Annotated in this window: 16 protein-coding genes; 6 read left to right on the top strand and 10 right to left on the bottom strand. The window is 64.7% G+C overall.

The annotated features are described in order from the left end of the window. Positions 1-43: 43 nt before the first annotated feature. The 6 genes from mltA to aroF all read right to left on the bottom strand — a co-directional run bounded on the left by mltA (position 44) and on the right by aroF (position 7,195). A complete protein-coding gene (gene mltA, locus BLR80_RS05120; protein WP_245691346.1) occupies positions 44-1,144 on the bottom strand; it encodes a murein transglycosylase A in 1,101 nt (366 codons plus the stop codon). A gap of 116 nt (positions 1,145-1,260) precedes the next feature. Continuing rightward, positions 1,261-1,770 carry a peptide-methionine (R)-S-oxide reductase MsrB gene (gene msrB, locus BLR80_RS05115; protein ID WP_092076918.1) on the bottom strand — a complete coding sequence of 170 codons (510 nt, stop codon included), beginning with the start codon at positions 1,768-1,770 and terminating at the stop codon, positions 1,261-1,263. Between the two features lie 24 nt (positions 1,771-1,794). Further along, positions 1,795-2,472 carry a DUF2959 domain-containing protein gene (locus BLR80_RS05110; protein WP_216095173.1) on the bottom strand — a complete coding sequence of 226 codons (678 nt, stop codon included), beginning with the start codon at positions 2,470-2,472 and terminating at the stop codon, positions 1,795-1,797. A gap of 141 nt (positions 2,473-2,613) precedes the next feature. Continuing rightward, positions 2,614-4,824 (bottom strand): replication restart helicase PriA, encoded by a 2,211-nt coding sequence (priA, locus tag BLR80_RS05105; RefSeq protein WP_092076914.1) that lies wholly within the window; start codon positions 4,822-4,824, stop codon positions 2,614-2,616. Beyond that, positions 4,821-6,140: an alanine/glycine:cation symporter family protein gene (locus BLR80_RS05100; RefSeq protein ID WP_092076985.1), complete on the bottom strand. Its 1,320-nt coding sequence runs from the start codon at positions 6,138-6,140 to the stop codon at positions 4,821-4,823. Before BLR80_RS05100 ends, priA begins: the two co-directional genes overlap by 4 nt. A gap of 14 nt (positions 6,141-6,154) precedes the next feature. Next, entirely contained in the window at positions 6,155-7,195 is a 1,041-nt protein-coding gene (gene aroF / locus BLR80_RS05095; protein ID WP_092076912.1) for a 3-deoxy-7-phosphoheptulonate synthase, read from the bottom strand. 318 nt (positions 7,196-7,513) lie between these two features. Here aroF and trmB point away from each other — a divergent pair, with 318 nt between their 5' ends. The 3 genes from trmB (at position 7,514) to BLR80_RS05080 (ending at position 10,663) form a co-directional block, all read left to right on the top strand. After that, a complete protein-coding gene (trmB, locus tag BLR80_RS05090) occupies positions 7,514-8,248 on the top strand; it encodes a tRNA (guanosine(46)-N7)-methyltransferase TrmB (RefSeq protein ID WP_092076909.1) in 735 nt (244 codons plus the stop codon). Beyond that, complete coding sequence (truD, locus tag BLR80_RS05085; RefSeq protein WP_092076907.1) at positions 8,245-9,450, top strand: tRNA pseudouridine(13) synthase TruD; 1,206 nt, start codon at positions 8,245-8,247, stop codon at positions 9,448-9,450. The genes trmB and truD overlap by 4 nt, the downstream gene beginning before the upstream one ends. Positions 9,451-9,880: 430 nt before the next feature. Then, positions 9,881-10,663, top strand: coding sequence for an IclR family transcriptional regulator (locus BLR80_RS05080; RefSeq protein WP_092076905.1), 783 nt, complete (start codon positions 9,881-9,883; stop codon positions 10,661-10,663). A 212-nt stretch (positions 10,664-10,875) separates the two neighbouring features. Here BLR80_RS05080 and coaE read toward each other — a convergent pair whose 3' ends face one another. Beyond that, entirely contained in the window at positions 10,876-11,496 is a 621-nt protein-coding gene (gene coaE, locus BLR80_RS05075; protein WP_171906318.1) for a dephospho-CoA kinase, read from the bottom strand. A 160-nt stretch (positions 11,497-11,656) separates the two neighbouring features. On the opposite strand from coaE, the gene hemL reads away from it, so the two are divergent. The 3 genes from hemL (at position 11,657) to BLR80_RS05060 (ending at position 16,020) form a co-directional block, all read left to right on the top strand. Further along, entirely contained in the window at positions 11,657-12,940 is a 1,284-nt protein-coding gene (hemL, locus tag BLR80_RS05070; RefSeq protein WP_092076903.1) for a glutamate-1-semialdehyde 2,1-aminomutase, read from the top strand. A 189-nt stretch (positions 12,941-13,129) separates the two neighbouring features. Next, positions 13,130-14,710 (top strand): HEAT repeat domain-containing protein, encoded by a 1,581-nt coding sequence (locus BLR80_RS05065; RefSeq protein ID WP_092076901.1) that lies wholly within the window; start codon positions 13,130-13,132, stop codon positions 14,708-14,710. Further along, positions 14,707-16,020 carry an HD-GYP domain-containing protein gene (locus BLR80_RS05060; RefSeq protein ID WP_092076899.1) on the top strand — a complete coding sequence of 438 codons (1,314 nt, stop codon included), beginning with the start codon at positions 14,707-14,709 and terminating at the stop codon, positions 16,018-16,020. Before BLR80_RS05065 ends, BLR80_RS05060 begins: the two co-directional genes overlap by 4 nt. A gap of 10 nt (positions 16,021-16,030) precedes the next feature. On the opposite strand, the gene BLR80_RS05055 is transcribed toward BLR80_RS05060, so the two are convergent. The 3 genes from BLR80_RS05055 to BLR80_RS13205 all read right to left on the bottom strand — a co-directional run bounded on the left by BLR80_RS05055 (position 16,031) and on the right by BLR80_RS13205 (position 18,933). Then, positions 16,031-16,651, bottom strand: coding sequence for a HEAT repeat domain-containing protein (locus BLR80_RS05055; RefSeq protein ID WP_092076897.1), 621 nt, complete (start codon positions 16,649-16,651; stop codon positions 16,031-16,033). Further along, entirely contained in the window at positions 16,648-18,120 is a 1,473-nt protein-coding gene (gene pyk / locus BLR80_RS05050) for a pyruvate kinase (RefSeq protein ID WP_092076895.1), read from the bottom strand. Before pyk ends, BLR80_RS05055 begins: the two co-directional genes overlap by 4 nt. A gap of 171 nt (positions 18,121-18,291) precedes the next feature. Beyond that, positions 18,292-18,933 (bottom strand): cytochrome c3 family protein, encoded by a 642-nt coding sequence (locus BLR80_RS13205; RefSeq protein ID WP_245691342.1) that lies wholly within the window; start codon positions 18,931-18,933, stop codon positions 18,292-18,294. Positions 18,934-19,051: the final 118 nt, after the last annotated feature.

Below are 19,051 nucleotides of genomic sequence, written 5' to 3'. Positions count from 1 at the left end.
GGCGCTACTATCCTCCCGAATCTGAAAATTGGCAAGAGGGACATTAACGGCCCGGCGCGCGCCCCTGCGGCCACAGCAGCCAGAGCCGGGCGGGGAACTTGGTGCGGGCAGCGTAAAAGCCGGCCTGATCGCCCATGCCCCAGAAAAAATCGGCCCGCACGCGCCCCTTGATGGCGCCGCCGGCATCCTGGGCGATCATCAGACGCTGCAGCGGCTCACCACTTTTCGGCCAGCGACTCGTCAGATAAACCGGAGCGCCCAGCGGCACAAAGCGCGGGTCGACAGCCAGGCTGCGGCGCGCGGTCAGCGGCACCCCCTGAGCACCGGTTGGGCCATCGCTGCTGTTTTCGACAACCCGGAAAAACACATAGCTGGGGTTTTCGTTGAGCAGCTGCCGTACCCGGCCGGGGTTTTCGCGCGCCCAGCGCGACAGGTTCTGCTGCGACATCTGGTGCCGGCGCATCTCGCCGCTGTCGAGCAGCAGCTTGCCGATCGAGCGGAAGGGATGACCGTTCTGGTCGGCGTTCTGTATCAGCACCCGCTCACCGCCGGGCAGCAGTATCCGGCCCGAGCCCTGGATTTGCAGAAAAAACAGTGCCACCGGATCCTTCAGCCAGAACAGCTCGCTGCCCCGCAGCGGCGGCTGATCGGTCTCAATCTCGGCCCGCGCGAAATAGGGCAGCACCCGGTTGCCTTCGAGCCGGCCCCGCAGGCGGTAGCCCTTAAGTTCGGGATAGACCGCCGTCAGATCGATGATCAGCAGATCATCGGGTCGGGCATAGAGCGGGTAGCGAAACTCCTCATCCGGCTGACGGCGACCCTCGACATCCGGAATATAGTAGCCGGTCAACTCGCCTTCGGGCTGGCCGTCCTCCTGCTGCAACTGCCAGGGAGTAAACTCCTGCTCAAAAAAGGCCCGGATCGCTTCGGGTTGTTCCGGCAACACCGCCGCCCGGCGACACAGATCGGCCCAGCCGTCACGCCAGCGCAGCGAGCGGCAGCTGCGCCGGAAGGCCCGCAGCGCCCCGAGCTGATCGTCCTGCTGCCAGCCGGGCAGATCGGCAAAGCGAACCGGCCGGTAGGGCTCAGCGGCGGCCGGCGGCGCGGGACGCGCCGCACTGACTGGGGGCAGTGCTTCAGGCACGGGCGCAGGCTTGGGGGCGCAGGCCGAAAGCGCCAGTATCAATGTCAACAGCAGCGCCTGAGCCCAGGCCGACGGACGAAACCGACACCGGCACGGCCGGGTCTGTAATCGCCAGCTCATGGTGTAAACCGTTCGCGCCAACGACCATAGCCTTCCTGCTCCAGCCGCTCGCGCGGCACAAACCGCAGGGCGACGCCGTTGATGCAGTAGCGGCGACGGGTCGGCGGCGGGCCGTCGGCAAAAACATGGCCCAGATGGGAATCCGCCTGGCGGCTGCGCACCTCGATGCGGGGGCGCAACAGGCGGTGATCCTCTTTCTCCACCACGGCCTCGGCAAACAGGGGACGACAGAAACTGGGCCAGCCAGTACCGGAATCGAATTTGTCGCGGGAACTGAACAACGGCTCACCTGAAACCACATCGACATAAAGGCCTTCGGCCGTGCTGGCGGCATAGGGATGGCTGAAGGGTGGCTCGGTCGCCTCTTCCTGGGTGACCCGGTAGGCCAATTCACCCAGCTGAAGGCGCAGTTGGGCTGGCGACGGCTTGACAAAGGGCATCTCCTGTCCGCTGGGGCCGCTCCCTGTCATCAGCAGCAGTGACAACGCCGATACGGTCACTAACATCCGTGGTTCTCCTTCTGTTCAGGATTATTTGGCAGCCTGGCCGGCCGGCTCCATCTGGCGGATGAAGCGGTCCGCCTCGTCCACCGCCTGCTCCAGTTCGCGAACCAGCCGACGGACATCCGTCTGAATGCCCTCCAGTTCGTTGCGCAGGGCCGCCACGGCCCGGGCATTGAGATTGTGTTTGAGATAAAGCACCTGGTCACGCAAGGGTTCCAGCACCGGCTCAATATGCTGTTCGGCCCGCCGCATGCTGCGCACCAGCTGATCGCAACGATTACGGGTATCGCGCAACTGCTGCTCGCTGGAACGGCGCAGGCTGGCGCTCTTGTACTGATCCAGCTCCTCCTGCCATTCATCGAACAGCGCCGCGGCAACCTGTTCGACAGCGACAATCCGCTCACGCACCTGGGCCGCCTGCTCCTCGCTGGCCTGCAGCTGATCCCGCAACGTCTTGTAGCGGCGCTCCAGCTCGCCACCATCGAAACCGGTCAAGGCACTGAAGGCCTCCAGCGCCGACTGGAATTGCTCCTTGGCCTGCTGCTGACTTTCCCGCGCCTGTTCCACCCGCTCGACGAGAATATCGCGTTTGTGCACGCCGAACTTCTCCATGGTGGCGAAATAGGCACTCTGGCAACCACTCAGCAGCCCCATCAACAACACAGGCAGAACAACCATCCCCAGGCGAAATCGATTCACCGTCATGATTTTCCTCCGCTATCAAGCAATCAGCAGCCGCTGCCCCCAGCTGGGGAATCATCGGAACCCGATGAAAGGTCGATTGCGGCCGTTTCCAGCCACGATCAGCCAGAAAGCAGCAACCATCTGCCACCGGCCGGTTACAGGTTACAGCATGTCGCAGGGATCGACGTCGATCGCCAGCCGCACCCGCGCCGGCAACTGCGCCACCTCTTGCTGCACCTGAGCCAGCAGACGGCGCAAGGGCGGCCGCTCAGTGGCTTTGAGCAGAATCTGCAACCGGTAGCGGTTGCGCAGGCGGAACAGGGGACAGGGCGCCGGCCCCAGCAGTTCGACTCCGGCCGGCAGCCGCAAGGCGGCCGCCAGGGCAGCAGCGTGGCGCTCCACCAGCACCCGGTCAAGCGCCGACAGCACCAGGTTCACCAGGTAGCCATAGGGTGGATAACCAAGCAGCTGTCGTTGGGGCAGTTCCTGAGCACAAAAGGCGGCGTAATCCTGGGTCAGGGCGCAGCCAAGCACCGGATGATCGCTGCAGCGGGTCTGCACCAGCACCCGGCCGGGCAATTCAGCGCGGCCGGCACGGCCGGCTACCTGGGCCAGCAGGGCGAAGCTGCGCTCGGCGGCGCGAAAATCCGGGATGTTCAGGGCGGCATCGGCATCAATAATGCCCACCAGGGTAACGGCAGCGAAATCGTGGCCCTTGGCCACCATCTGGGTGCCGACGAGGATATCAACCTGGCGCCGGCTCATCTGCTCGACCAGCAGCTGCTGGGCGCCCTTGGCGCGGGTACTGTCGCGATCCATGCGGGCAATGCGGGCCGCCGGGAACCGTTCGCGCAGCAGCGCTTCGAGCTGTTCGGTGCCAACACCGGCCGGCTCGAAGGTGGCACCGCCGCAGACGGGACAGCAATCCGCCGGCACGATACGGTAATCGCAGTAGTGGCAGCGCAACCGGCCTTCGGCCCGGTGCCAGGTGAGGCTGATGTCACAATTGGGACAACGCGGACAATGGCCACAATCCTGACAGAGTAAAAAAGGGGCGAAACCGCGCCGGTTGAGCAGCAACAGGCTTTGTTCGCCCCGCTGCAGGGTTTCCGCCAGAGCCGTGCACAACGGTGGCGACAGCGGCCCCTCGGCGCGTGGCACAGCGGAGAGATCAACGATTTCCATGGTCGGCAGCGGCCGGGCATTGACCCGCTCGGCCAGTTCCAGATAATGCCAGGCGCCGCTGCGGGCGCGTTGGTAGCTGGTCAGGGCCGGGGTAGCACTGCCCAGCAGCACCGGCACCGCCGCCATCTGGGCCCGCAGCAGCGCCAGATCGCGGGCATGGTAGCGAAACCCCTCGGCCTGTTTGTAGCTGTCGTCCTGCTCCTCGTCCACCACCAGTATGCCTGGGCGGGCCAGCGGCACGAACAGGGCCGAACGGGCCCCGATGACAATGTCCAGCGTTCCGGCAGCGGCCCCTTGCCAGACCGCATAGCGCTCCGAGCCGGCCAGCGCCGAATGCAGCACGCCGATACGAGCCCCTTTAGCTTCGAGACGGGCGCGAAAGCGGCCGACCAGCTGCGGCGTGAGGGCGATCTCCGGCACCAGCACCAGGGCCTGACGTCCCTGCCGCAACACCTCGGCAATGGCCTGCAGATACACCTCGGTTTTGCCGCTGCCGGTAACGCCGTGCAACAAAAAAGGCGCGAAGCCACCGGCCCGCAGTGCCGCTGTCACCGCCTTCAGGGCCTGCTGCTGGGCCGCGGTCAGCGCCGGCGCCGCTTCAGGCTGACAGGGCTGACAGGCAAAGGGATCATGGGGACGAGACTGACGCTCGCAAACCAGCACCCCCAACTGTTCCAGCCGCCGCAGGGCCGCGTGGGGTTGAGCGAAGCGGCCGCGCAAGGCGGTCAGACTCACCGTGCCCCGTTCGGCAATGAATGCCACCAGTTCCTGCTGCAGCCGGCCACGCAGTGGCGGGTCGGTCACAAGGCAGCGATAATGGTTTTCCTCCTGCGTTGGTGGTGGCTGCAGCCCACTGAGTGCTTGCGGCAGGGCCGTCTTCAGTGCCAGCCCCAGCGGACAGGCATAGTAGGCGGCGGCCCGGCGCAAAAAAGCCAGCAGCTCCGGCGGCAGCACCGGCCCATTATCGAGCAGTTGCGTCAGCGGCCGAATGCGACAACCGATCGGCGCCTGCGCCTGCGGCCCCAGCACCACGCCCAGCACCGTGCGCCGGCCCAGTGGCACCCGCACCCGTCGACCCGCCACGGCAGCGGCGGCCAGTTCGGCCGGCACAGCATAAGTCAGTGCCGGCAGGGGCGCCAGCAGCGCCACCTCGACCCAGCCGTCAGTCGCTGGCGTCGCAGGGGTCATCGAAGCTCACCGGAGGCAAAGGCCTGGCGCGTCAGACGGGCCACCAGCCCCGACAGACCAATCAGACCGATCAGATTGGGAATGGCCATGGCGCCGTTCATGGCGTCGGAGAAGTCCCACACCAGACCAATCTTCTCCAGCGCCCCCCAGACAATCACCAGACAAAACAGCAGCCGGTACGGCAGCCGGGCGCGCAAGCCGAAAACATATTCGATGCATTGCTCACCATAATAGGCCCAGCCCAGCATGGTCGAATAAGCAAACACCACCAGCCCGAGGGTGACGATGAGGGCACCGGCACCCGGCAGAGCCGCCTCGAACGCCAGCGCCGTCAGGGCGCTGGAGCGTTCGCCGCTGTCCCACAAACCGGAGGTCAGGATGACCAGCGCCGTCAGGCTGCAGACGATCAGGGTATCGAAAAAAACACCCGTCATGGCGATCAAACCCTGCCGCACCGGGCTGTCGGTACGGGCGGCAGCATGGGCGATGGGAGCGCTGCCCAGGCCGGCCTCGTTGGAGAACACCCCGCGAGCGACACCAAAGCGGATGGCCATGGCCACCGTGGCACCGGCGAAGCCAGCGCTGGCCGCCGCCGGCGCGAAGGCATGGCTGAAAATCAGGGCCAGGGCAGCAGGAATGGCCGCCGCGTTTTTCAGCAGGATGACCAGAGCCGCCACCATGTACGACAGCGCCATCAGCGGCACCAGCTTTTCCGTCACCCGGCCGATGCGATGAATACCGCCGAGGATCACCAGGGCACTGGCCAGCCCCAGCCCCAGTCCGGTCAGCAGCGGCGGCACCTGAAAGCTGGCCTGCAAAGCCACGGCGACCGAGTTGGACTGGACCATGCTGCCGATGCCGAAAGCGGCCACACTGCCCATCAGGGCAAACAGCAGCCCCAACCAGGGCAGACCAAGACCGACGCTGAGATAGCGCATGGGGCCGCCCTGCATGGTGCCATCGGGCAACTGTTCACGGAAATGCACCGCCAGCACCGCCTCGGCGTACTTGGTGGCCATGCCCACCAGGGCACAGAGCCACATCCAGAAGATGGCGCCCGGCCCGCCCAAATAGATGGCCGTGGCAACCCCGGCGATGTTGCCAGTGCCAATGGTGGCGGCCAGGGCGGTGGTCAGGGCCTGAAACGGCGAGATGTCACCGGCGCCGGCGGCCGGCCGGCGGCCGAATACCAGCCGCAAGGCCCGCGGCAGACAACGCAACTGAATACCCTTAAGCCGCAGACTCAACCACAGACCGGTGCCAACCAGCAGGGCCAGCATCACCGGCCCCCAGACAAAGGCATTGAGTTGGGCCATCAGCTCCTGCAGATTCAGCACGCCGCGCCGGTCTCCGCCGCACGCTGATCACGCAGAAACGCGGTCAGCTGCGCCAGCTGGCCCATCAGGCGGGCGAACTGCGGGCCGTCAAGACTCTGGGCACCGTCGCACAGGGCATGGGCCGGATCGTGATGCACCTCCACCATCAGGCCATGAGCGCCGCACACCAGCGCCGCCTGCGCCATCACCGGCACCAGTGGCCGACGGCCGGTGGCATGACTGGGATCAACAATGATGGGCAGATGACTGAGTTGACGCACCAGCGGCACCACCGACAGATCGAGGGTGTTGCGGGTGGCGGTTTCGAAGGTGCGGATGCCGCGCTCGCACAGAATCAGCTGATCGTTGCCCTCGGCGACAATGTACTCGGCGGCAGCAAGAAACTCCTCGATGGTGGCACTCATGCCGCGTTTGAGCAGCACCGGCACACGCAACCGGCCAACCTCCTTGAGCAGGTCGAAGTTCTGCATGTTGCGCGCACCGATCTGCAACAGATCGGCATAGCGGCAGACATCCTCAAGCTGGCCGATGCGCATGACCTCGGTCACCACCGGCAGGCCCACGGCATCGCCGGCCTGACGCAGCAATTTCAAACCCTCGACGCCAAGACCCTGGAAACTATGCGGGCCGGTGCGCGGCTTGAACGCGCCACCACGCAGGATGGTGGCGCCGGCATCCCTGACGATGCGGGCACTGGCCAGCATCTGGGCCTCGCTTTCGATGGAACAGGGACCGGCCATCATCACCGGCGGCTGGCCATCACCAATGATCACCGGACCGACCCGCACCTGGGTCGAAGCTGGATGAAAATCGCGCGACACCAGCTTGTAGGGCTTGCTGACGTGCAGGGTTTCGCGCACACCAGGCAGGTTGCGAATGGTCGCATCATCGACGTAGCCCTGGTTGCCCAGCACACCAATGGCGGTACGGCTGCTGCCGGGAATCGGTTCGGCACGCAGGCCCAGGGCGGCAACGGCCGCCGTCACAGCATCAATCTGTTGCGATGTGGCATCCTGATTCATGACAATCAACATGGGCGGAATTCTCCTTGTGCGGCTCTGGCGAGCGGGTTGCGGGCAGCCGGCAGCGGCCGATCTGAATGGAGGAACGACAGCGCAAGGCACTGCCAAATATCGGCTCAGGCGGCGGGGACCACGCGGAGCTGGGAAACGGTGCTAGCCTAGCGGCGCCCAAGCCTGATTTCAATGTTTTTTGCGGCCAGCCGGCGTGGCTGCGCGTTGCAATCGCTGCCGGCCTGTGCTAGGTTCCGGCCGATTTTCAGCCCTGCTGCCTCTCAGCCAGCGGTGTCCGCCGCCGCAGCTCCTTTATCCTGCCAGGATTTCCGTGAGGTTATGACCACAACCGCCACCACCCAGCGTATTCTCCCCATCCATTCGCCGCTGTTCGTGCCACCAGAGCAGCTCATCGGCTGCCGCGATCTGCGTCAGCTGTTCGCCCAGCCCGACCGGCCACTGGCGCTGGAAATCGGCTGCGGTATCGGCGATTTCATGGCCGAACTGGCCGCCGCCAATCCGATGACCAATTTTATCGCCATCGATATCTACAATAAGGGCTGTCTGAAAACCTGCCGCCGGCTGGAAAAGGCCGGCCTGAACCATGTGCGGGTACTGCGTGTCGAGGCCCGTTACCTGTTGCACCAGCATTGCCCGGCCAACAGCCTCAGCGCTGTTTACATCAATTGTCCCGACCCCTGGCCCAAAAAACGCCACCGCGACCGCCGCCTGGTCAATGGTGACTTTCTGCGCCTGCTGCTGTGCTGTCTGACGGATGATGGCCGTCTGCACTTCGCCAGCGACGTGGCCAACTACGCCAACCAGGTGGCTTGCCTGCTGGCGGGAATCGAAGGTTATGTCCAGCCCGGCGCCACCGCCGTGACCACGGCCCTGCCCGGCTACCCGCTGTCGAAATACATGCGCCGCTTTCTCGCCGGCAATCTGCCCATCTACTTCATCGCCCGCCACCGCCAGGCGGGACTGCAGCTGAGCGAAGCCGACCGACCAGCACTGCCGACCGGCTTCCGTACCCGCCATCCACACCCGGCCAACGGACAGGAGCTCGGGCCATGAAGATTCCTTATCTGACAGCCGATCTAGCCGGCACCGGTGGCCTGCTTAAACAGCAGCCCGAGGATTTCTGTGTCGAGGAGATCCCCGCCTATCTGCCCTGTGGCAGCGGCGAACATCTCTACCTGCTGGTAGAGAAGGAGGGCCTGAGCACCTTCGCCCTGGTCGAGCAGCTCAGCCAGATCCTGCGCCTGCCACGCGACCGTTTCGGCTATGCCGGCCTCAAGGACACCCAGGCCCGCAGCCGCCAGTGGTTGTCCATCGCCGGTGCCCGCGCCGAGCAGCTTGAAGCCCTGACCCTGCCGCAGGTGCGGTTGCTGCAGCTGAGCCGCCACGGCAACAAACTGCGTCTTGGGCACCTGCGCGGCAACCGTTTCAGCATTCGCCTGCGCCAAGTGGAAAACGACGCGCCGTGCCGCGCCGAGGCCATTCTCCAACGGCTGCAGCAGCAGGGCGTGCCAAACCGTTTCGGTCCGCAACGCTACGGCGTGCTGGGCAACAATGCCGCGGTCGGTCGCGCCTTGCTGCAGCAGGATTTCGATCGCGCCCTGGCTGAAATCATCGGCCCGCCGGCCCGTATCACCAACGAACGCTGGCGCCAGGCGGCCGAGGCCTTCGCTGCCGGCGATCAGGCCACCGCCTGTGCCGCCCTGCCCGCCGCCATGCGCGATGAACGCCGCCTGCTGCTGCAGCTGCAGCAGGGCCGCAGCCCGCGCCAGGCGGTTCTGGGGCTGCCGCGCAAGCGCCTGGCGCTGTATCTGAGCGCCTGGCAGTCGGCCTTTTTCGACACGCTGGTGACAGAGCGCCTCACCAGCCTCGGCCAGCTGTGGCCAGGCGATATCGCCTACATTCACGCCAAGGGGGCCTGTTTCCGGGTGAGTGACGCCGTCGCCGAGCAGCCCCGCGCCAACGCCGGCGAGATCAGTCCGGCCGGCCTGTTGCCAGGCAGTCGGGCACTGACCAGCGAAGGCGCCATGGCCCGCCTCGAACAGCAGTTGCTGGTGGCGGAGCAGCTGCCTGCCGATGCCTTCACCGCGCTTAAGGGTCTGCATCTTACCGGCGAACGCCGTCCTCTGCGCGTTTTTCCGGCCGACTGCCACTGTCAGGCCGCCGACGCTGACCTGATGGTGCACTTCTCCCTGCCGGCTGGCTGTTTTGCAACCAGCGTTTTGCGGGAAATCCGCAAAACCGCCACGGAAGGCTGACCAGCCACGCCGCTCTGCCCGGCCGGCCACGCCTCGGCCGGCCCTCCACCGGCTAACGACAGCGATCAGCGGCACAGCCCGAGACCTCGCGTGACACACGCCTGCGCCCACCTCGCCTGAGCCATGTTATATTTTCATTCCGACATCTATCCCGTCAGCATGGCATCACTTTTGACGAAAACGACCGTGCTGGAGCGGAATCGACCCTTAACCTCTTGACTCTTTTAAAACAACATTTTATAGTCTTCCAAAATGTCAGCAAAACGCACCGGACGACTGCGTCCGGTGCGCTCAAGGGTCTTCTGGCTCAGATGTCGCAATTTCTACCACGAACCCTTGACAAATGAAACGCGATTCTATACATAGACGCATTTAGCCAGTCCGGCCCGGTCTTCCGTTCCGTTCTTTTATTTGTTAAGGGGATTGACGCATGCCCGCCAAGAAAGACAAGTCCGAATATATTATTCAGGCCGTCTCCCACGCCCTGGATCTGCTGGAGCAGTTTCACGACGATGTCGACGAGCTGGGCGTGACGGAGCTGAGCAAGCGCCTGAAGCTCCATAAAAACAATGTGTTCCGGCTACTGGCCACACTCGAGTCGCGCGGCTATATCGAGCAGAACCGCGCCACCGAGAATTATCGGCTGGGCCTGAAGTCCCTCGAGCTGGGACAGACCTTCATCAAGCAGATGGGTCTGCTGCGCCAGGCCAAGCTGAGTCTGGAACAGCTGGTCGAAGCCTGCAACGAAACCGCCTATGTGGCAATCTTCAAGGAAAACCATGTCGTGTACCTCGACGTGGTAGAAACCAACCTGACGGTACGGGTGGTTTCGCGGGTCGGCTCGCGTCTGCCGGCTTATTGCACAGCCGCCGGCAAGGTACATCTGGCCTACCTGTCGGACGAAGAACTCGACAGTTGCCTGCCGGCCGAACTGCCGGGCTTCACCCCCACCACCATCACCAGCCGCACAGCGCTCAAGGAAGAACTGCGGCAGGTGGGTCAGCAGGGCTACGCCTATGACAACGAGGAGCTCGATCCCGGAGTGCGCTGCATCGCCGCGCCCATTCGCGATTACACCCGCCGGATTGTCGGCGCCATCAGCCTGTCCGGCCCGTCAATGCGCTTCACCGACGAACGCATAACCCGTGAGCTGACACCGCTGGTGGTCGATGCGGCAGAGAACCTGTCCACCCGCCTCGGTTACCGCGCCTGAAGCCCGCACTCGTCTTCGCTTGATCCGCAACGGCCGCCATTCCAGCGGCCGTTGCCGTTGCAGGCGCCCACAGCAGCAGAAGGTTGAACAAGGCCCGTCCAGGGCTTCTTCAACAGCGCCAGCCGAACAGGCAATCTCCGTCTGGCTCAGCCAATCACGCCATGATGGATCAATGCGGTTTTTGTTCGCCCTTCCATGGGCTCTGCAGGCTGTCAGTCACGCACATCAGCAAGCAGCCCCTCCGCCTGCAGGCGCTGCCACAACGCCGCCACCTGCCGCTGCAGCGCCGCCAGATCGGTGGAGTTGTCAATAACGTAGTCCGCCCGCCGCGCCTTTTCAGCCTGGGGCATCTGCGCTGCCACCTTACGACGCGCCTCTTCAACCGTGCTGCCGTCGCGCCGCTGCAGACGCTGCAGCTGAACAGCCGGATCCACCGTTACCGTCAGTACCCGATCAACCCGTTTTTCAGCCCCCACCTCATACAGCAAAGGGGCCTCATAGACCACCAGCGGCGCCTGACGACGGGCCTGACGCAGACGGCGGCGCGACAGGCTGGCAATGGCCGGATGCAGGATCGCCTCCAGCTGACGCCGCCGGTCGGTGTCGGCGAATACCAGGGCGCCCAGGCCGGCCCGATCAAGCTGGCCATCCGGCTGCAAGATGGCCGAACCAAAACAGTCCACCAGCCGCTGCAGGGCCGCCCGGCCCGGCGCCACCAGTTCCCGCGCCAGCTGATCGGCGCTGACGACCACAGCGCCGCGCTGCGCCAGCAACCGGCTGACCGTACTCTTGCCCGCCGCGATACCGCCAGTGATCCCCAGCACCAGGCCCATTTTCCCTCCGTTTACGATAACCCCATGAAACCATTGGCTTAGCTGGCCAGCACACTTGACACCGGCGGTGAGCGCGTGCTAGCGTCGCCGCCTGTCTGCGCACCCGCCGACGTCACCACAACAGGCCTTGCCTCTCAAATCCGCTGCAGGAGAACAGAACATGAAACACGAAAAGTCTCAAGCCCTCTTCGCCCAGGCCAAACAGGTCATTCCCGGTGGCGTCAACAGCCCGGTCCGCGCCTTCAAATCCGTCGGCTGCGATCCGCTGTTCATTGAGAAAGCCGCCGGCAGCCGCATCTTCGATGCCGACGGCCAGAGCTATATCGATTATGTCGGTTCCTGGGGGCCAATGATTCTGGGACACTGTCATCCTCGGGTGGTGGAGGCCATTCAGGAAGCAGCCCGTTTGGGCGCCTCCTATGGCGCGCCAACCGCCAAGGAGGTTCAGCTGGCCGAAATGGTCTGTGCCGCCTACCCCAACATCGAACAGGTGCGCATGGTTTCCTCCGGCACCGAAGCAACCATGAGCGCCATCCGCCTGGCGCGCGGCTGTACCGGCCGCGACAAGATTCTCAAGTTCGACGGCTGCTATCACGGCCACGCCGACTCTCTGCTGGTCAAGGCCGGCAGTGGCGCCGCCACCTTCGGCGTACCGACTTCGCCTGGCATTCCGGCCGATTTTGCCCGCCACACCCTCACCGCCACCTACAACGACCTGACCGAAGTCCGCCAGCTGGTCGCCGCCAATCCGGGCCAGATCGCCTGCATCATCCTCGAACCGGTGGCCGGCAACATGGGCTGCGTCGCTCCTCTACCGGGCTTTCTCGAAGGGCTGCGCGAACTCTGCACGACTGAAGGCATCCTGCTGATCGTTGACGAAGTCATGACCGGCTTCCGTCTGGCCTATGGTGGGGCACAAGAACGTTTCGGTGTCTACGGCGACCTGGTCTGCCTGGGCAAGATCATCGGTGGCGGCCTGCCCGTAGGGGCCTTCGGCGGCCGGCGCGATTTGATGGAACAGCTTTCGCCCGTCGGCGGCATCTACCAAGCGGGCACCCTGTCAGGCAATCCGCTGGCCATGAGCGCCGGCATCACCACGCTGGAACTGCTGCAGCAGGAAGGCTTCTACCAGCAGATCGAGGAAAAGAGTGCCTACCTCGAAGCCGGCCTGCAGCAGGCGGCCGCTCTCTGCCCCGTGCCAACCTGCCTGCAGCGTGTTGGCGGCATGTTCTGCACCTATTTCTGTGCCGGTCCGGTCAACAGCTTCAGCGACGCCAGCACCAGCGACACCGCCGCCTTCAGCCGCTTCTTCCGCGCCATGCTGGATCAGGGCATCAATCTGGCGCCATCCCAGTTTGAAGCCGGCTTTATGAGCATTGCTCACAGCCGTGACGATCTTGACCAGACCATCGAAGCCGCCGCTCAGGCGTTCCGCAGCCTGTAGCACCCCCGTCATCCCGTCTCTGCCGTTGCCCCCACGCGGCACCGTCCTACCGGCGGTGCCGCGGTATTTCACCAGCAACCTTGCCCACGACCGGTTGCAACGGTTTACAAGCAAGGCGAAAGTTCTTATTGTAGAAACGTTTTCTCGTCGGCGGCTGCCCCAGCCGCTCCCACCAGCAGCAGGCGCCTCATGGAAACCTTCAGCGATCCCGCCCTGGAACAGTCCCTCGCAGCTCTGGCCCGCCTGTTCAAGCTGGCCAGCTATTATCATGACGGCCATCCCGCCCTGCAGCAGCCCCTGCGGCAGGCCATCGACCTGATGCGTCAGTTGCTGCAACGCCAGCCTGAAGGACTGCTCCTGAAGGTACGACGCCAGGGTTTCGAGCGCGAGGGCCAATTGCTGCGCTGCGGCTCCACCCTGCCGGCCGATCTGGCCACCCGATTGTTCGTTCATCGGGTCACCAGTCTGATCGTGCTCGACGATCTGACCGAGCGCCAACTCCTTCTCCTGGTGCGGCTGCTGCTGATGGAACCCGCCCAGATGACCGCTGCCGGCGGTCTGCAACACCAATTGGAGCAACACCGGGTCACCGGTCTGCTGCTCAACCAGTTCGATCTGACAACAGCGGCGCGCTACCGCCAGCAGCTCCGCGAGCGGCAGCAAGCCCAGGGCGAAACCGCCGCGGACAGCGGCTTCGCGGACGGCAGCGCCAACCAGGCCGGCAACCAGGCAGCACCCCTGCCAGCGGATCTGTCACGCCAGCTGCGGCTGTTGCAGAAGCTGATTGATGAAGACAGCCCCACCAGCCGGCAGAACTTCGCCCGGCAGCATGCGCTGCTGCTGCAGGCGGTGCAGAGCCTGCTGACCAGCCACCAGCGTGATCAAATCCTGCCGGCGCTGCAGCAATGGGATTTCTGGTGTCATAACGATCAGACCGGTCCGTTCTTCCGTCAGCACTGCCTCGATGCCCTCAACCGCCTCAGCCAGCTCGGGCTGGTGAATTTCCTGCTCGACCTGGTCAGCCACGACAAGCGGCAGCGGCCACTGACCTTGCGGCTCATCGGCCTGCTCGGCGAGCAGGCTGGCCCCCTGCTGTGGCAGCGCCTGATCGAGGAACAGGACCCCCAGATCCGGCGCCTGCTCAGTCAGCTGCTCAGTCAGCGCATCACTGAAATCCAGCCTCTCCTGCTCCGCCATCTGCATGACGAGCGCTGGTTCGTGGTGCGCAATGCCCTGGTCCTTCTGGCCGAAAGCCGGGATGTCCGCCTGACTGACGATCTGGCAGCGCAGCTCTACCACAGCGACGAGCGCGTCGTGCGCGAAGCCATCCGCGCCCTGGCCCGCATCCGCCAACCGGCCGCCTGCCAGGCGCTGCTGCGCTATCTGGATACGCCCGCCTGCCCGCAGGCCCCCATGGCCCTGCGCGCTCTTGGCAGTCAGAACGATCCCGCCGCCCTGAAACGCCTGCTGTGGCAGATCAACCAGCGTGATCCCCTGCTACGCGAATTGGTGTGCTGCCGCAGCGCCATTGAAGCCCTGGGCGAGCAGGCCGATCCGGCAGCCCGCGCCAGCCTGCAGCGCATCGCCGGCCACCGCCCCTGGCTCCATCGCAACCGCTACCGGCAGCTGCGTCTTGCCGCCATTGAGGCATTGACCGGCCTGCGGGATGCCGCTGTCGACCAGCAACTGCAGCAGCTCAGCCACGATGCCGACCGGGCCGTAGCCGAAGCCGCCCGCCAGGTATTGCAAAAACCCGGAGCCGGCCGATGAGCGCTACCGCTTTTTTGCTCGACTTCAACGCCCTGCTCAGCAGTCTGCGCCTCTACCCGGCCGAGCATCCGCTCAACCTGAAACTGCTCGACCGGCTGTGGCAGCAGCTGCACCGCCAGACCAATGAACAGGGACCACTGCGGCTGGCGTTGCACGATGGCGCCCTGCTGATCAACGACGAACTGTTCAGTGACCATCCCGCCGCCAAAGCCCTCGTCAACCTGTTACAAACCAATCACATCGATGGGTTTGAGATTCTTGCCAGCCTGACCCCGGATCAGCTCTGCCACTTCATCGCCCTGTTCACCAGTAACCAGCTGCAGGGCGACCAGTTCGACCAGCAGCTGGCAGCCGCCGCCATCCATGCCATTCACAGTCTGGAACTGACCGGTGCCAGCGAGGACGGGCACAATGCCCCACGGACGACCTACCAGAAAGCCCTGAGCTGTGTGAACCACCTGGGTGAGCAGATTCTGCAGGGAGGAGTGCCCCGCAGTGGTCCGCTGCGCCAGGCCGTCGACAGCATGGCGCAAGAACTGATCCGGGCACCCTACGCCTTTTTTGCCCTGACCCTAATCAAGGACTTCGACGATTATACCTACAGCCATTCGGTCAATGTCGCCGTGGTCGCCATGACCATCGGCCAGGCCTGTGGCCTTAGCGCCGACCGTCTGCAGCAACTGGGCGTCGGCTGTCTCATGCATGACCTGGGCAAGTTGAAAATCGACAGCCGGATTCTGCGTAAACCCGGGCCGCTGTCGATCGAGGAATACGCCCAGATGCAGCGCCATCCGCTGCTGGGCGCCGATATCGCCCAGGCCATGGATGACATTGATCCTGCCGTGCTCGCCATTATTCAGGGTCACCATCTGCACTACGACCGCCACGGCTACCCAAAGGTCGCACTGGCGGCAGACCATGCGCCGCTGGTGGATATCTGCACCGTGGCCGATGTCTACGATGCCCTCACCACCCTACGCGCCTACCGCCGTCCCTCCAGTCCTCGACAGGCCCTGCAACTGCTGCAACAGCTGGCCGGCAGCCAATTACATCCGCACTATGTGGCAGCTCTGGTACAAACCCTCGGCGATTTTCCCGTCGGCACGCTGGTGCGGCTGGTCAACAACGAAATCGGCCTGATCATTGATCAGGACCGCCTCGACAACCAACGGGCGCTGGTGCGGATTCTGCGGGATGACGAAGGCCAGCTGCTCACCACATCGTACGACCGGCAGATCGACAGCAGCGAAGACCTGGCTGGCGAGGTCGATCCCCTGCGTCTCGGCATTCGGCCGGCCGACTGGCTCTAGCCGGCAATGATCAGCGGCCCGCCACGCCGAGTTCATCGCCGTCGCCGCTCGCCGTCTGGTCGCAACGCAGCGCCAAACGGGCCAGGCCCTGCACCGCGCCACTGCGTACCTGAGCCGCGCCATCCTCCAGTGCCGCCGTCAGCAGCGGCAAGGCCTCAGCATCCCCCAACTGTCCCAGCGCCGCCAGGGCGGCAGCCCGCCTGGCGCTGTCAGCGCGCTCGGCCAGCAGCCGCAAATAGGGCAGTACCCGGCGATCGCCGTAGGCCGCCAGCGTCTGGCAGGCATAAGCAACCACCGCCGCATCACTGTCCTTCAAAGCCTGCAACACCGCCGCCAGCAAACCCGGCGGGCAACGGCGACCCGCCACCTGCAGTGCCACGGCGCGCACGGCAGCCACATCATCCTGCAGAGCCCGGCGCAGCAGTTCCGTCGCCGCCGGCGCGACAATCTCGGCCAGGGCATGAACCGCCGCCACCCGCATAGCGGGATCCTGGTGCGCGAACTGCCTGTGCACCTGGGCCAGGTTCAACTGCGCCTCGACCTCCTCCAGCGCCATGCTGGCCTGGCGCCGCACCTCGGCATCGGGATCGGTCAGCGCCTGGCGCAACAGCTGCTCACAGCGCCGCTTCATGACACTTCCTCGCTGCCAGATGCCGGCGACTCACCCTGACGGCGCACATCCAGCCCCTTTTCCAGTTCAATCACCTTGATCAGGTTGGTCGACCCCGGTTGCCATAAGGGTGTGCCAGCCGTCACAATCACACAGTCATCAGGACGCGCCAGCCCCTGACTGAGGCTGTAACGGCGCGCCGAGACAAACAGGGCGTCGGTGCTGTTGAGAGACGGCACCTCAACCGGCTCAACCCCCCAGATCAGACTCAGCTGGCGGCAGACACTGGCATCCGGGGTCAGAGCCACCACCGGGCAGGCCGGCCGAAAGCGAGCGACACAGCGGGCCGTAAAGCCGGAACGGGTATAGGCCAGCACGGCGGCGGCGCCGATGTCTGCAGCCAGCCAACCGCAAGCCCGACCGATGGCACAGGCCACCGGGGCCTCGCGGTCAAGGGGCGGCAGATCCATATCGAGACTGGTGGGAAGATGGGGCTCGGTGGCGCGGGCGATGCGATCAAGCATCTGGGCGGATTCCACCGGAAAGGCACCCGAGGCGGTTTCATCCGACAGCATCAGGGCATCGGTGCCATCGTAGATGGCATTGGCCACATCGGTGGCTTCAGCCCGGGTTGGCCGGGCGCTGCTGACCATGCTGGAGAGCATCTGGGTGGCAGTAATGGTCAATCGGCCGCGCTGGCGCGCCCGCCGGATCAGATCTTTTTGCAGCACCGGCACCCGCTCCAGCGGCACCTCGACCCCGAGATCCCCTCGAGCTATCATCACACCATCAACCTGATCAAGAATGGCGTCGAAGTGTTCCAGGGCCTGAGGTTTTTCAATCTTGGCAATCAGCAGGGGAGTGGAACCGCTGGCGGCGATCTGCTGGCGCACCTCCTGTAGATCCTCGGCCCGTCGGACAAAGGACAGAGCGACAGCATCCACCTCCACCTGCAGACCAAAAGCCAGATCGGCGCGGTCCTTGGCGGTAAAGGCAGCAATCTGCAATTCGGTGTTGGGCAGATTAACTCCCTTACGACTATAGGCGGTGCCGCCACGGATCACCCGGCAGAACACTTGCGGGCAGGCCAGCCGCTCAACGCGCAGTTCCATCTGGCCGTCGGCCAGCATCAGGGTATCGCCCACACGGACATCGTCACACAGACGGTCGTAATCCACCGGCAGACTGTCCGGCACCCGCGCACTGCTGGCGCTGAGACTGATGGCGTCGTCGGCATGCAGACGAACGCCCTGCTCCGGCAGTTCCCCCAGGCGGATCTTCGGGCCGCACAGATCCTGCAGAATCGCCACCGGCCGCTTGAGCCGGCACGCCGTGGCCCGCAGGTTGCGGATCAGCGCACCATGGCCAGCGTGATCGCCATGGGAGAAATTGAGCCGCGCCACGTTCATGCCGGCCAGCATGAGGCGCTCCAGGATGACCGGATCGCTCGAAGCCGGGCCAATGGTACAGACGATCTTGGTACGGCGCATGGGGAGCCTCCTTTTTATTGACAGCAAACAGGCTGAAGGTTCCGCTGCCAGCAGCGGCCGGCGACAAGCGAAACCATGAAAAAGCCCGCCCGGCAGACAAACGCTCAGGCGGGCTCAGGCAATGGCACCCGGCAGCAAACAACGGCACCGGATCAAAAACACCCGACGAAATTATTTCTTGTGGCAATCACCACACTTGGTCGGGCCCTGCTTTTGAGCAGCGTGACACTCCTTGCACAGGGCATGACCCCGGTCCTTGCCCAGCTCAAAGGGGCCGGGCGTGGCCTCGCCATGACAGGTGGTACAGCCGAGCTGCTGGCCGTGCCAGGCATGGGTAAAACTGACCGCGCCGTAGTTATTTTCCAGCACCAGGATTTCAGGCGCCGAAACGGGCGCCGGGCTGACAGCGGCCACGGCCGCTTCCGCCACCTCGGTCACCGTCTGTTGACCTGCAGCCACAACCGCCGCAGCGGTTGTCTGCACCTGCTCAACCGCTGCGGCGGCCGCCTGCTGCGCCTCGGCAATCACCGGTTCGGCCAGTTGCTGGACCTCAGCCACGGCCGTTTCAACCGGTGCCGCAGCAACCTCACCCGGCTCGGCCGACGGTTGCGCCGGCGCAACTTCCTGCGGTACCGCTTCAGCCGCGGCTGTCACGGCAGCCTGCTCCACCACCGCCGTGGCCTCGTCCGCCACCACCGTCTGCGCGCTCGCGGTCTCCTTCACCGGCGCCGGAGCTTCTGCCGTCTGCGGCTTGTCACAACCGGCCAGAATCAACGCTGTCATCACCATCAGCCAGAGGGTTTTGCCTGCCATCTGCTCCCATCCTTTCTGCAATACAGCCTGTTCAACAACATCCTGTTCCCAGCCAGGCGGCAGGCCAGCCCCACCGGAATAGCGGGAACGGATGCGGGATCAGCACCGCTGTGGACGT

This window comes from Desulfuromonas thiophila, from assembly GCF_900101955.1.
GTDB classification, from domain to species: domain Bacteria; phylum Desulfobacterota; class Desulfuromonadia; order Desulfuromonadales; family Desulfuromonadaceae; genus Pseudodesulfuromonas; species Pseudodesulfuromonas thiophila.
The sequence above is the reverse complement of the archived record's forward strand: the minus strand, read 5'-3'. Positions and strand labels throughout refer to the sequence as shown.